Annotated in this window: 14 protein-coding genes; 4 read left to right on the top strand and 10 right to left on the bottom strand. The window is 65.6% G+C overall.

Annotated features, from left to right (window positions below; translation table 11 throughout):
• Positions 1 to 120 precede the first annotated feature (120 nt).
• Entirely contained in the window at positions 121 to 1,503 is a 1,383-nt protein-coding gene (locus EPO41_RS26320) for an ATP-binding protein (RefSeq protein WP_296331906.1), read from the bottom strand.
• Positions 1,481 to 2,155 (bottom strand): response regulator transcription factor, encoded by a 675-nt coding sequence (locus tag EPO41_RS26315; protein WP_296331905.1) that lies wholly within the window; start codon positions 2,153 to 2,155, stop codon positions 1,481 to 1,483. The genes EPO41_RS26320 and EPO41_RS26315 overlap by 23 nt, the downstream gene beginning before the upstream one ends.
• A 134-nt stretch (positions 2,156 to 2,289) precedes the next feature.
• On the opposite strand from EPO41_RS26315, the gene EPO41_RS26310 reads away from it, so the two are divergent.
• A complete protein-coding gene (locus EPO41_RS26310) occupies positions 2,290 to 3,804 on the top strand; it encodes a DegQ family serine endoprotease (protein ID WP_296331903.1) in 1,515 nt (504 codons plus the stop codon).
• A gap of 295 nt (positions 3,805 to 4,099) precedes the next feature.
• Here EPO41_RS26310 and EPO41_RS26305 read toward each other — a convergent pair whose 3' ends face one another.
• Genes EPO41_RS26305 through EPO41_RS26295 form a run of 3 tightly spaced genes read right to left on the bottom strand, consistent with a single transcriptional unit; the run spans position 4,100 to position 5,558 of the window.
• Entirely contained in the window at positions 4,100 to 4,465 is a 366-nt protein-coding gene (locus EPO41_RS26305; protein WP_296331901.1) for a hypothetical protein, read from the bottom strand.
• A complete protein-coding gene (locus tag EPO41_RS26300; RefSeq protein ID WP_296331899.1) occupies positions 4,465 to 5,073 on the bottom strand; it encodes a glutathione S-transferase family protein in 609 nt (202 codons plus the stop codon). Before EPO41_RS26300 ends, EPO41_RS26305 begins: the two co-directional genes overlap by 1 nt.
• Complete coding sequence (locus EPO41_RS26295; RefSeq protein ID WP_296331897.1) at positions 5,070 to 5,558, bottom strand: CoA-binding protein; 489 nt, start codon at positions 5,556 to 5,558, stop codon at positions 5,070 to 5,072. The genes EPO41_RS26300 and EPO41_RS26295 overlap by 4 nt, the downstream gene beginning before the upstream one ends.
• Positions 5,559 to 5,571: 13 nt before the next feature.
• On the opposite strand from EPO41_RS26295, the gene EPO41_RS26290 reads away from it, so the two are divergent.
• Positions 5,572 to 6,732 (top strand): NADH:flavin oxidoreductase/NADH oxidase, encoded by a 1,161-nt coding sequence (locus EPO41_RS26290; RefSeq protein ID WP_296331895.1) that lies wholly within the window; start codon positions 5,572 to 5,574, stop codon positions 6,730 to 6,732.
• Positions 6,733 to 6,816: 84 nt separating this feature from the next.
• Entirely contained in the window at positions 6,817 to 7,356 is a 540-nt protein-coding gene (locus EPO41_RS26285) for a peroxiredoxin (protein WP_296331893.1), read from the top strand.
• On the opposite strand, the gene EPO41_RS26280 is transcribed toward EPO41_RS26285, so the two are convergent.
• The 5 genes from EPO41_RS26280 to EPO41_RS26260 all read right to left on the bottom strand — a co-directional run bounded on the left by EPO41_RS26280 (position 7,334) and on the right by EPO41_RS26260 (position 12,566).
• On the bottom strand, positions 7,334 to 8,143 hold the full coding sequence (locus EPO41_RS26280; protein ID WP_296331891.1) for an ABC transporter permease: 810 nt from the start codon (positions 8,141 to 8,143) through the stop codon (positions 7,334 to 7,336). The two genes, EPO41_RS26285 and EPO41_RS26280, sit on opposite strands and share 23 nt — an antisense overlap.
• Positions 8,140 to 9,036, bottom strand: a complete 897-nt coding sequence (locus EPO41_RS26275) for an ABC transporter permease (protein WP_296331889.1) — start codon at positions 9,034 to 9,036, stop codon at positions 8,140 to 8,142. The genes EPO41_RS26280 and EPO41_RS26275 overlap by 4 nt, the downstream gene beginning before the upstream one ends.
• On the bottom strand, positions 9,029 to 10,102 hold the full coding sequence (locus EPO41_RS26270) for an ABC transporter ATP-binding protein (RefSeq protein ID WP_296331887.1): 1,074 nt from the start codon (positions 10,100 to 10,102) through the stop codon (positions 9,029 to 9,031). The genes EPO41_RS26275 and EPO41_RS26270 overlap by 8 nt, the downstream gene beginning before the upstream one ends.
• A gap of 64 nt (positions 10,103 to 10,166) precedes the next feature.
• Positions 10,167 to 11,270 (bottom strand): ABC transporter substrate-binding protein, encoded by a 1,104-nt coding sequence (locus tag EPO41_RS26265; protein ID WP_296331885.1) that lies wholly within the window; start codon positions 11,268 to 11,270, stop codon positions 10,167 to 10,169.
• 27 nt (positions 11,271 to 11,297) lie between these two features.
• Entirely contained in the window at positions 11,298 to 12,566 is a 1,269-nt protein-coding gene (locus tag EPO41_RS26260; RefSeq protein WP_363247579.1) for an NtaA/DmoA family FMN-dependent monooxygenase, read from the bottom strand.
• 214 nt (positions 12,567 to 12,780) lie between these two features.
• Here EPO41_RS26260 and EPO41_RS26255 point away from each other — a divergent pair, with 214 nt between their 5' ends.
• The gene (locus EPO41_RS26255) at positions 12,781 to 13,542 is read left to right on the top strand and encodes a class II aldolase/adducin family protein (protein ID WP_295138899.1); all 762 of its coding nucleotides are present in this window, start codon (positions 12,781 to 12,783) and stop codon (positions 13,540 to 13,542) included.
• Positions 13,543 to 13,604: the final 62 nt, after the last annotated feature.

Genomic DNA, 13,604 nt, shown 5'->3' with positions numbered 1-13,604 from the left:
TAATGAAATAAACGAAATAAACGAATCGAAAAAGGGCGATTCTCCACCTGGTATCATAGTACCGTCGATGGAGCATTGTTGCGTGCCAGGACGTCCTAAAAAGCCCGTTTGAACAGCCTCTCAGGCCATGGACTTCAGGACGACCCGCAGGCCTGGCCTGGCATCCTCCAGGCGGATCGTGAGTCCGTGCAGGCCGGCGATCGCCTTGACCATGGCGAGGCCGAGGCCGCTGCCGGAGGTCGAGCGGCTGCGGTCGAGCCGGTAGAAGCGGTCGAACACCTTCTCGTGCTCGGAAGCGGGAATGCCCGGTCCGTTGTCGGCCACCTCGATCTCGAACCCGTCGCCTTGGCGGTGCAGGCCGAGCCGTACCCTTGTTCCCTCGGGCGTGTGGCGCAGCGCGTTTTCAAGCAGGTTCGAGACGAGCTGGGCGATCAGTTGTCGGTCGCCGGTCAGCGTTGCCCCGGGCTCGATCTGCAGGTCGAGGGCGCGATCCAGGTCCTCGGCGACGGGCTGGTAGGTTTCGCCCAGGCTCTTCAGCAGGGCGGAGACGTCGAAGGGAGCGAAGGCGCTCTTCTGCGCACCGGCCTCGACCTGGGCGATGCGCAACAAGGCCGAGAAGGTCTCGAGAAGGGCGTCGGCCTCCTCGATGGCGGCGTCGGTGGCGGCACTGTAGTCGGCGGTCGTGGTGGCGCGCTCGCGGGCGTCCTCCAGCCGCTGGCGCAGGCGGCCGAGCGGCGTGCGCAGGTCATGGGCTATGTCGCTCGACACCTGGCGAAGCCCGTCCATGAGCTGCTGGATGCGCGCCAGCATGGCGTTGAGGCTGGCCACGAGCTGGTCGATCTCGTCGTGCGTGCCGCGCACGGGTATGCGCGCGGAGAGGTCGCCTTCCATGATGGCGCGGCTGGTGCGCGTGATCGTATCGATGCGGCGCAGGAAGTTGCTGCCGAGCAGCGCGCCTCCGGCGATGGCCAAGACGAGGGTGAGGCCGCCCGACCAGGCGAAGGCGCGGATGATGGCGCGCTGCATGTCGACCAGGCGGTTGGCGTCCTGGGCCACCAGCAGGAACGAGCCGTCCGGGAGGGTGAGGCCGAAGCCCGTCAGCTTGGGGCGCTCGCCGGGGCGGTCGGGATCGATTTCCGGCTGGGGCTGGTCGGGTTCGAAGTCGATGGCGCCGTTTACCGGTGGCATGCCGGGCAGGTTTCCGACGACGACACGCCGGTTTGGCGCCTGCAGCAGGTAGAAGATCGGACCCTTTGTGCGGAAATTGATGCGCCGCGTGATCTGCTCGGCCAGGCCCGCGAGGCCGCTGCGGCGATGAACCTCCGCAAGCTGGTAGGCTTCGGAGCGCAGGACGGCGGCCATGTCGTTCTGCATCGCCGCGGTCGCCGTCCAGTAGACGCTGGCGAACAGCACGCCGGCGGACAGGATGAAAAGTACGGCGTAGATCAGCGGCAGGCGGAAGCTCGCCGAACGCAGGATCCTAATCAGGCGCGCGGATGACATAGCCTGCCCCCCTGATCGTGTGGAGCAGCGGCTTGTCGAACCCCTTGTCGATCTTTGAGCGGAGCCGGCTGATATGCGTCTCGACGATGTTGGTCTTGGGATCGAAATGGAAATCCCAGACCTTCTCGAGCAGCATCGTGCGCGTCACTACTTGGCCGGCGTGGCGCAGCAAGTATTCGAGGACCTTGAACTCCTGGGCGAGCAGCTCGATGCGCTTGCCGGCGCGGGTCACGGTCCGCGCCAGCAGGTCCATCTCGAGATCGCCCGCGACGAGTGAGGTCGCGGCCACGATCGGCGGGCGGCGGGAGAGGGCGCCGATGCGGGCCCTGAGTTCGGCGAAGGCGAAGGGCTTGGTGAGGTAGTCGTCGCCGCCGGCCTCGAGGCCCGCGACCCTGTCGTCGACGCCGCCCATGGTGGTGAGGAACAGGACCGGTGCCTTCATGCCCGAGGCGCGCGCCGCCTTCACGAGCGACAGCCCGTCCATCTGGGGCAGCATTCGATCGACGATCAGCACGTCGTACTTCTCGCCCGTGGCGAGGTACAGGCCGTCCCGACCGTTGTCGGCATGGTCGACCACATGCCCGTGCTCGCGCAGGCCCTTGGCGATGTAGTCGGCGGTTTGGCTGTCGTCTTCAACGAGGAGGATCTTCACGACGCCCGTCTATCCCGGCACCGGCCCCCGGCGCAACGTTCCCCAACTATACAAACATTCAATCTGGCGGCCATCCGGGCGCTACAGGCCTCCCCCCATATTCCGTGCACCCCCCAAGGAGGAGGCTGTAGATCATGACCAAGACCAAGTCCCGTATCCTGACCGCCCTGGCACTCACCACCGCCCTGACGGCGCCAGCGCTGATCGCTCCGATGTTCACCGCCCCCGCGGCCATCGCCGGCCAGACGACCATGCCCGTTCAGGACTTCTCGGACCTGGCCGCGAAGGTAACCCCTGCGGTCGTCAATGTCGCCGTGACCATGAAGGCCGGTGCCGACGACGGCGACGAGACCCGCATGTCGGACTCGCAGCAGAAGCAGATGGAAGAGTTCATGAAGCGCTTCTCGGAGCGCTTCGGCCAACCCATGCAGCCGGGTCGCCCGGACGGCAAGGGCCGCCCGCAGTCGAAGGAGAAGGCCCAGGCCGTCGGCACGGGCTTCATCGTCGACGCCAAGGGCGTGGTCGTCACCAACTACCACGTCGTCGGCAAGGCCGACTCGATCACGATCACCATGGCGGACGGCACCAAGCTGCCGGCCAAGATGCTGGGCGGCGACGAGAAGACCGACCTGGCCGTGCTGAAGGTCGAGAGCGACAAGCCGCTGCCGTACGTCTCGTTCGGCGACGCCACCAAGGTGCGCGTCGGCCAGCCGGTGATGGCGGTCGGCAACCCGTTCGGCCTCGGTGGCACCGTGACCACGGGCATCGTGTCGGCGCGCGGCCGTGACATCCACTCCGGTCCGTTCGACGACTACATCCAGACCGACGCCGCCATCAACCGCGGCAACTCCGGCGGCCCGCTGTTCGACATGGACGGCAACGTGATCGGCATCAACACGGCCATCTACTCGCCGACCGGCGGCAGCATCGGCCTGGGCTTTGCCATCCCGTCCTCGCTGGCGCAGCCGGTGGTCGCGGAGCTGAAGGACAGCGGTCGCGTCGAGCGTGGCCTGCTGGGTGTCCAGATCCAGCCGGTCTCCAAGGAGATCGCCGAGAGCCTGTCGCTGAAGAGCGAGAAGGGCGCCCTGGTGGCGGTGGTCCAGCCGGACAGTGCGGCGCTCGCAGCCGGTGTCCAGTCGGGTGACGTGATCGTGAGCGTCGACGGCAAGAAGGTCGACGGCATCAAGGAGCTGACCCGGACGATCTCCGCAGTCAAGCCGGGCACCTCGGTGAAGCTGGGTGTGTGGCGCGACGGCAAGGAGATGAGCCTCACCGCCAAGGTCGGTGGCCAGAAGGACGACGCGATCGTCAAGGCCAGCGCCGACGGCAAGGACGGAGCCGCGAAGCCCGCGCCGCTGTCCTACGGTGTCTCGCTGGCGCCGCTCTCCGCGGAGGCGCGCAAGCAGCTCGGCCTCGACGGTGACGTGAAGGGCGTGGTCGTCGCCACGGTCGAGCCGGGCAGCCCGGCCGACGATCAGGGCCTGAAGGCAGGCGACGTTCTCCAGCAGGTCGGCAAGGACGCCGTCGACAGCCCGAAGGCGGCCGTCGAGAAGCTCACGGAAGCGAAGACCACCGGCAAGCCGGTGCTGATGAAGGTGTTTCGAGAGGGGATGACGCGCTTTGTCGCTATCTCTCCCCGGGCGGCCTAGCAAACCTCTCGATCGGCCGGAGCCTTCGGGCTCCGGCCGTAGCCTTCGAGCTTAGCGTCGCAAGCGTTGCATTTCAGTCTTCGAGGTCGAAGCGAAGCCGCTATCTCTCCCCGGGTGGCCGAGCAGAACCTCAGTGAGGAGCCGGCGGTGGCCCCACCACCGCCGGTTTTCCTGCACCCGGCGATGTCTCTCAGGGGGGCCGTGTCATTCCCGGCGAAGACCGGGAAGATGCGATCATGAGGGGGAGCGGAGGTCTGCAGCCTGGTGTGGCGGTGCTGCGGACCTCCAAACCCTCTCACGAATGCCGGCCCTCAGGCCGGCATTGCTGCATGAAGATTCGCTTCAGAATCTCGTACTGCCGGGCCGACGTGTCTTCGAGTGCCTCGCTCCTGCTGCTCGGCAGGTCCTGGTATTCGATGGGCCGGTCAAATTGGCTATCTGTCAGGTCGAGCCTCTGGCCATCGACGCCATTGTAGAAGTGCCATTGGCCTTCGACGGACGTCTTGAGGATGTCGCCGCCCAGCACGTCCTGCAGGACGAGTGCCGTGACGCTGCACTGGCCGCATGCGGGATTGTCAGGCCGCCACTTGCTGCTGGTCTCGGTCGACCATGCGGTCCTCAGCTTCCTGCGAATCTCGCGTTCCTTGGCAGCGTCGATCATCACGGCTCGGTCGACCGAAAAGCCGGTTCATCCTCGAGTTTGCGGGTGAGGGCTCGCAGGCGCGGCAACTCGCTCTCCGTATCGATTTGTAGACCACGCGCGAGCCTTTCGGCGACGAAGCAGGCGATGTCGGCATGTGTCAGTCGGCCAAACAACAGGTAGTTCGGCGAGGCAGCGGGCATTGCTTCGACTGCCGACAACGCATGCCTCATCTGGGCGAGGCAATCGTCGATCCAGGGCTGGTGGACTTTCTCGGGCGGATGATGATTACGCTCGTAAGCCGCTGCGAGCCCCTTGTCACAAGCACCCATCATCAGTGCGGCGATCCTGAGCACGGTGCGTCGGTCGGCACCGGCTGACGGTATCAGGGCGCGGTCGCGGCCGTGCATTTCATCGAGATGATCGATGATGGCGGCACTGTCGACCAGCGCCTCACCGTCGTCGAGAATCAGTGCTGGAATACGGCCAAGAGCGTTGCTGCCGCGCACTTCTGCACGGTTGCCGAAGCCTGAGAGAGGCTGTTGCTGGTAGGGAATGCCATAGACCCGAAGCGTGATGGCGACCCGGCGGGTGAACGGCGAACGGTTCACGCCGACGAGCTGGATCACAGGGCGCGCTTCCTCGAGGAGATCACGCCGCTGGCGATGCCGTGCCATTCGATGGTGCCGGCGAGGCGGGAATGCTCGATCTTGGGGCAGCGATTCATCACCACCTTGAGCCCGGCCTTTTCGGCGTGGGCCGCGGCCTCCATGTTGACTACGCCGAGCTGCATCCACACGACCTTGGCGCCGTGTTTGATGGCCTCGTCGGTGATCGGGCCGGCGGCCTCGGAATTGCGGAAGATGTCGACCATGTCGACCTTCACCGGCAGTTCGTCGAGCGAGCCGTAGACCTTCTGGCCGAGGATTTCCTGGCCCTTGGCGGCGGGATTGACCGGAATGACCTTGTAGCCGCGGTCCAGCAGATATTTCATGGCGAAATAGCTAGGACGATTCCAGTTGGCCGACGCGCCAACCATGGCGATGGTCCGGGTGTCGCGCAGGATCTTGCGCAGGTAGAGGTCGTCGTAACGGTCGCTGAAGGCGGCTTGCATGGGGGGATTATACATGGCCGGTCCGATGCTGTTCGAGCCGATTTCCATTCGCGACGTCACCCTGAAGAACCGGGTCGTCGTGGCACCGATGCACCAGTATGCGGCGGAGAATGGTTTCGCGACCGACTGGCACCTGGTGAATGCCGGCCGCTACGCCGCCGGCGGCGCGGGCCTCGTCATCATGGAATCCACCAAGGTCGAGCGGCGTGGCTGCGGTACGCTCGGCGACCTCGGCCTGTGGGATGACAAGTTCATTCCCGGCCTGAAGCGCTGCGTCGACTTCATCCGGCTGCACAATTCCGTGCCGGGCATCCAGCTCGGCCATTCCGGCCGCAAGGCCCGGCGCTTCCGGCCCTGGGAAGGCGGCGCGCCGTTGAAGCCGTCGCCCGAGATCGACGACTGGGACGAGTGGGAACTCGTCTCGTCGAGCGGCATCAACTCGCCCGATACCGATCCGACGCCGCGGGCACTGACCCTCGCGGAGATTCCGGAAGCCGTTGAGCGCTGGGGGCAGGCGGCGCGCCGGGCGCACGAAGCCGGGTTCGACGTGCTCGATATCCATATGGCGCACGGCTACCTGATCCATCAGTTCCTTTCGCCGTTCTCCAACGTGCGCAACGACCAGTATGGCGGTAGCGAGCTCAATCGCATGCGCTTTGCCATCGAGGTCGTGGAAAGCGTGCGGGCGCACTGGCCGGCTTCGAAGCCGCTGTTCGTGCGCCTCTCGGTCGAAGACGATTCCGGCTGGGGTCCGGACCAGAGCGTGGCCCTGGCGAAGATCCTGAAGCCCAAGGGCGTCGACGTGATCGATTGCAGTTCGGGCGGCATGCGCGGCGCACCGGTGGTGAGCGCGGGGCCTGTGACCTACGGCTATCAGGTCCCGTATGCAGACCGGCTGAAGAACGATGCCGGCATCCTCAGCATGGCCGTGGGCCTCATCGTGCATGCCGACCAGGCGGAGAAGATCCTGCAGGAGGGGCGCGCCGACCTGATCGCCCTGGCGCGCGAACTTCTCTACAATCCAAACTGGCCGATGGATGCGGCGCAGAAGCTGGGTGTCGACCAGAAGTTCGCGTCAGTACCGCCGGCACAGGCCTATTGGCTGGCCAAGCGCGCGCAATCGGTGAAGACGGTCACACCATCGACCTACATGAAGGGACTGCACGCCGAGTGAGGCATCAACTCACTCCGTCGTGACATCACCGCGCCGCGTCGTGCGTTATGGTCTTCGCCAACCCGAATTCTGGCGGAGAAGATCATGAAGCGGATTGCGGCAGTGGCCATCGCTCTCGCCTGTGTCCTCGCGACGCCCGTCTGGGCAGCCCTGAAGCCCGGCGACGCGGCGCCGGACTTCACGGCGGCGGCAGCGCTCGATGGCAAGGACTACACCTTCTCGCTGGCCGAGGCGCTGAAGAAGGGACCGGTGGTCCTCTACTTCTTCCCCAAGGCCTTCACCACCGGCTGCACCGCGGAGGCACACGAGTTCGCCGAGGCGGCGGAACAATTCAAGGCGATGGGCGCGTCGTTGATCGGCATGTCCGCCGACGATATTGGCACCCTGCACAAGTTCTCGACACAGGCCTGCTCCGGCAAATTCCCGGTTGCGGCCGATCCCGATCTCAAGGTGATCAAGGCCTATGATTCGGCGTTGATCCGGGTCGGCAGCGTCGGCATCGCCGACCGCATCTCCTATGTTATCGCGCCGGATGGAAAGATCGTCTACGCCTTCTCCGACCGCAATCCCGACAAGCATGTCGAGAACACGATCGCGGCGGTCAGGCAGCTGCAGAAGAAATAGCCGTCCGGTTGCGCTCCGCGCGCTTGCGCAAGAGATGTGCGGCCCCCATCAGCGCGGCGGTCAGCACGATCGTCAGCGTCGAGACGGCGGCGATGGTGGGGTCGATCTGGAAGCGCAGGTCGTCCCACATGCGGCGCGGCAGGGTGACGGCGCCGGTGCCCGAGATGAACAGTGCCACGATCAGCTCGTCGAACGAGGTGATGAAGGCGAACAGCGCACCCACCAGCACGCCGGGCTGGATCAGCGGCAGGGTCACCTGGAAGAAGGTGGCGCCGGGCGTCGCGCCGAGGCTGAGCGCGGCCTGCTCCAGCCGCGGATCGATGCCCGAGAGGCTCGCTGTCACGCTGGTGACGACGAAGGGCACGGCGAGGCAGGTGTGCGCCAGCACCATCGCGATCGGCGTGCCAACCAGGCCGTAGCGCGCATAGGCATAGTAGATTCCGATCGCCACGACGATGCCGGGCACGATCAGCGGCGACAGGATGAGACTGGCCGCGACGATGCGCAGTCCCTTCGGCAGCCGGGCGATGCCGAGCGCCGCCAGCGTGCCGAGAAAGGTTGCCAGCACGACGACGGCTGCAGCCACCCAGAGGCTGACCCAGGTGGGCTTCAGCCAGTCGGGATTGCTGAAATAGGCTTCGTACCAACGCAGGCCGAAGGCCGGCGGCGGGAAGGTGAGGTAGGTGGCCGAGGAGAAGGAGACGATCGCCACCACGACGATCGGGAAGGCGAGGAAGAACAGGATGAGCCCGACGATGCTGGCCGGAAGGATGCGTCCCAGCATCATCGCATGCTCGTCCTGAAAGCATTGCCGACGCCCGGCAGCTTGCGCGCCACCGCGAGTATGGCGAGCGCCGTCGCCAGCAGGACCGCCGAGAGTGTCGCGGCATAGGCCCAGTTGAGCTGGTCGACCTGCTGGGCGATCAGCATCGACAGGGTGATATCACGCGGGCCGCCGACCATGGCGGGCGTAATGTAGAAGCCGAGCGCCAGAACGAAGGTGAGGAGCGTGCCCGCCGCAACGCCGGACATCGAGAGCGGCAGGATGACCTGGCGGAAGGTCATGAACGGCGTCGAACCGAGGCCGGAGGCGGCGCGGATCAGCGAGGGATCAATCTGCCGCAGTGCATTGGCGATGGGCAGGATCATGTAGGGCAAGAGGATATGGATCATCGCGATCTGGGTCGCGAGCGGCGTGTTCAGGATCCGGATCGGCCGGTCGATCATGCCGAGCGCCAACAGCGCCTCGTTGACCAGGCCGTGGCGGCCGAGCAGCACCATCCAGGCGTAGCTGCGGACCAGGACGCTGGTCCAGAAGGGCAGCAGGATGACCACCAGGATGAAGGGCGCCATAGATTTGGCGCGCACCAGCCCCATGGCGACCGGATAGCCCAGGATCAGGCACCCCAGGGTGACCGTCACGGAGGTGTTGATCGTGATCCAGAAGGTCTTCTGGAAGACGACATCGTCCAACAGGGTCGCGTAATGCGACAGTGTCCACGTCGGATCGTTCACGCTGCGCAACAGCATCGCCACCACCGGGAGCGCGTAGAAGACCAGCATGTAGATCAACAGCGGTGCCGCCAGCAGCAACGGCACGGCGCGGCGCCAGTCGAACGGTGACGTCTTCGGCCGGCTGACCGCAAGGGCGAGCGACGCGGGCTGGACTACTTCAGACAAGAATCGTATCCGCAACCGACCAGGCGATCTCCGCGCGCTCGCCGACGGCGCGGCGGCGGATGGTGGCGCTGGACGGCTCCTTGAGCACGATCGACGTTCCGTCGCCGGCCTGCAGCATGTAGCGGCACCGCTCGCCGGCGAAGACGGCCTCGGTGACGGTTACGCTCAGGCGATTCTGCGGCGGCGTCCCGGCCCAGACACCGTCGGCGAAGCGCAGACGTTCCGGCCGCGTGGTCAGCGTCACCTTCTCGCCGCTGGCCGGGCGGCCCGGGCAGAGGGCGCGGATCAGCGCGCCTTCGCATTCGGCGATGACGATGTTGTCCTCCATTCCGCGCACCACCGCCGGCAGGAAGTTGGACTCGCCGATGAACCCCGCGACGAAGCGGTTGTCCGGCCGGTCGTAGAGATCCTCGGGGCTTCCGACCTGCGCCACCTTGCCGTCGTTCATGACGGCGATGCGGTCGGACATGGTGAGCGCTTCCTCCTGGTCGTGCGTCACGTAGATGAAGGTAATGCCGAGATCGGCATGGAGGCGGCGCATCTCGAGCTGCAGGTTCTCGCGGAGCTGCTTGTCGAGCGCGCCCAGCGGCTCGTCCATCAGCAGCAGGCGCGGCCTGAAGACGACGGCGCGCGCCACGGCCACGCGCTGCTGCTGACCGCCCGAGAGCTGGCGCGGATAGCGGGCGCCGTAACCCGGCAGGTGCACCAGCTCCAGCGCCTCTGCGACCAGCTTGGCGCGCTCGGCCTTCGGGACCCCGCGCTGCTTCAGCGGGAAGCCGACATTCTCCTCGACGGTGAGGTGAGGGAAGAGCGCGTAATTCTGAAACACCATGCCGATGTTGCGCCGGTAGGGCGGCATGGCGACGACCGACTTGCCGTCGATCGCGATGTCGCCGGCGGTCGGTGTCTCGAAGCCGGCGATCATCATCAGGGTTGTCGTTTTTCCCGAGCCGCTGGGACCCAGCATCGTCAGGAACTCGCCGGACCGGATGTCGAGCGATACGCCGTCGACAGCCTTGGCGGCATTGGCGCGATCGTAGGTCTTCTCCAGATTGGAGAGCGTCACCGAGGCGCCCCTACCCGAAACAGGGCCTGAACCGGCTCCGTTCGTGCCCATGCCGGTCATCGCGTCAGCTCAGCAGCCATTTGTTGAACTTCGGAATGACGGTCTCGCGATTGTCGATCCACCAATCGTAGTTGTAGGGCACGAGCTGCTTGGCAATGTCCGGTGCGCTCGGCAGGACGGCCAGCCGCTCGGCCGGGATGTATTCGTTCGACTTGGCGTTCACCGAGCCGTAGGGAATGCCGAGGCAGACGCGGGCCTGCGGGATCGCCATGGTCGAGTAGGCCACGAACTTCATGGCGTTGACCTTGTTCTTGGCGCCCTTGGGGATGCCCCAGGCGTCGCGCTTCGACAGGCCCTGGTTCCAGCTGACCGCCGCCGGCACGCCCGCGGCCTGCAGCGCGGCCATGCGGCCGTTCCAGACCGACGTCATCGTGACCTCGCGGTCGGTGAGCAGCTGGATCGGCACCGCGCCGGTGTCCCACCACTTGAAGACGTCCTTCTTGATCTTGCTGTAGCTCGCCAGCGCCTTGTCGATATCGATCGGGTAGATCTTGTCGGGCGGCACGCCGGCCGCCATCAGCGCGAACTCCATCTCCGGGAAGCCGCCGGAGTTCGTGCCGTACAAGGCACGGTCGCCGGGGAACTTCTTGGTATCCCAGAAATCGGCCCAGCCGCTCGGCACCGCGCCCTTGAACGCATCGGTGCGATAGGCGAGGACCTGTGCCCACACCAGCATCTCGAGCCCGTACTCGAAGCGGAACTGCTTCTCGACGCCGGGATCGACGATGTCGTAGTCGATCTTCTCGAAGTAATCGCCGCGCTTCTGGAGGTTCATGATCGAACCGCGGCTGAGCTGTGCCATGTCCCATTCGACATTGCCGGTATCGACCATCGCCTTGATCTTGGTCGGATCGGAACCGGGGAAGGCGCGCACCTTGATGCCGGTGATCTTCTCGAAGGGCTCGAAATAGGCCTTCTGCTGCGTCTCCTGCATGGTGCCGCCGAAGGTGGCGATGCGGACCTCGCCGCTGCCCTTCAGGATGTCGGGCACGCTGGTCTGTTCGGGCCATGCCGCCTGACCGAAGCTCGGCCGGATGAAGGGAGCGGCGACGAGGCCCGCGCCCAGGAGACCAAGGGTCGTACGCCTGCCGATTGTCTTCTTGCTCATGGATGCCTTCCTTCCCGTTCGGCTGGATCAGTAAGCGAGGAGATTTTCCCTGAAGTGCCTGTGTTCGTAGGCTTTGCGCACCAGGCCGCGATCCTGCAGGGCGGGGACAAGCCCGTCCTCGATCTCGGCCAGGGTGCGGCGGTTGACGTTGGGCATGGAGAAGAGGAACCCGTCACCGCCGACCTCCTGCATGACCTCGCCCATGCGTGCGGCCACCGAATCGCAGGTGCCGCAGAGTTCGATCGACAGGTCGACGGCGTTGAACGAGGCCATCGTCTGGCGGATCGAGCGGCCGGCCGCGAGGGTCCGGAACTGTTCGAGGTTGAGCTGGTGGCCGTTGGTCGTGACGTCGTCGGGCAGCGGCTTGTCGAGGTCGAACTTGCCGAAGTCAATGTTGGTGACCTTGCCGAAGTGAGCGAGGCGCTCCTGAATGTTGGCCTGCGCCATGCACTCGCGCTTCTTCTTGCGTTCCAGCGCCTCTTCCATGGTCTCGCCGAGGATCGGATTGATCAGGTAGAGCACCTTGCAGTCGCTGGGCTTGCGGCCCTGCGCGATCATGTGCTTGTGCACATCGTCGCGATAGGCGCGCATGGCGTCGATGCCCTTGGCGTTGACGACGATCGTGTCGGCATGGGCGGCGGCGAAGCGGCGGCCGCGTGGCGAGCCGCCAGCCTGGGCGATCACCGGCCGGCCCTGCGGGCTGGGGCCAGAGTTGAGGGGCCCGCGCGTCTTGAAGTATTTGCCGCTGTAGTTGACCGCGTGGACCTTGGTGTGATCGATGAGGTTGCCGCTCTTGCGGTCGGCGATCATCGCGCCGGGCTCCCACGACCCCCACAGGCCTCGCACCACCTCCATGTATTCGTCGGCCATGTCATAGCGCAGGTCGTGCTCGGGCATGCCCGGCATGCCGAAGTTCATCGCCGCGAAGTCTGAGCTGCCGGTGACGGCATTCCAGCCGGCCCGGCCGGCCGACACCTGGTCGAGCGTCGCCATGAGGCGGGCCAGGAGGTAGGGATGGTAGGCGTAGGTGCCGAAGGTCGGCACAATGCCGATGCGCGAGGTCACCTGGGTCATCAGCGCGGCGACCACGGACGGGTCCTGCCGCGGCACGGCGATGGCCTTCTTCAGGTAGATCTCGGTCGAGCCACCGAAACTTTCTCCCACATAGGACGAGTCCTCGAGGAGGATGTAGTCGAAGCAGGCACGTTCCAGGCTGCGCGCCATGTCAAGGAACAGCTGCGGCTGCTCCCACGTCGTCCCGATATGCCCCGTCCAGGGCTCCCCCCAGGCCTGCACACTGGAGCCCTGCAAGAACCACGCGAGATGAAACGGGTTGGTCGCCACAAACGCCCTCCGATGCCGCCCTGACGACAGGGGAGACGCAAATAGTGTGCCGACAACTCGCAAGGCGGCTCTGCGTGCCGCGGGGGCAAGAGTGCATCGCCCCCTCGCGCAAGTTGCGTTACGATGAAGATTGCGGCGTCGACCGACACACAAGCAGGAGCGCGAAATGGATACGGTGGTGCAATCCGACAAGCTCGATATGACGGAAGCCGAGTGGCAGGCGCGCTGCGACCTGGCGGCGCTCTACCGGATCACCGACCATTTCGGCTGGACCGACACGATCGACACCCACATGACGGTGCGCATTCCGGGCGAGCCCAAGTGTTTCCTGATCAACAACTACGGCGACCTGTTCGACGAGATCACCGCCTCGAGCCTCGTGAAGATGGACATCGACGGCAACGTCTACGCCAAGGATGGCAAGTTCAACGCCGCCGGCTTCACCATCCACTCGGGTGTCTACAAGGCGCGGCCGGATGCAAACTGCGTGATGCATACGCATACCCGCGCCGGCACGGGCGTCTCTGTCCTGAAGAAGGGCATCCGCCCGATCAGCCAGGACGCGCTCTCCGTCTATGATGACCTCGTCTACCACGAGTACGGCATGCCGACGTCGCAAGAAGAGTGCGATGCGCTGGGCGTCTCCTGCCAGGGCGGCAACTCGGTCGTGCTGCGCAATCACGGCCTGCTGACCGTGGGTTCGACGGTCCAGGGTGCGCTGCGGCGCATGTACATGCTCGAGCGGGCCTGCGAGGTCGAGGTCATCGCCCGCAGCCTCGACGAGGAGCCGGCGCCGATCGAGGAAGACGTCATCCGCCAGTATGGCGAGCGCGCCAAGCAGCAGCGCGCCAATCCGGAATACGGCATGACCTACTGGAAAGCCGCCCTGCGCCAGATCGAGGGCAAGGGCACCGACTGGCGGCAGTAGTCGGCATACCGCCGGTCGATGTGCACACGAAAGGAGCGCGCCGCGAGGCGCGCTCCTCCGAT

It is taken from the genome of Reyranella sp., assembly GCF_004297265.1.
Classification (GTDB): Bacteria; Pseudomonadota; Alphaproteobacteria; order Reyranellales; family Reyranellaceae; genus Reyranella.
The sequence above is the reverse complement of the archived record's forward strand: the minus strand, read 5'-3'. Positions and strand labels throughout refer to the sequence as shown.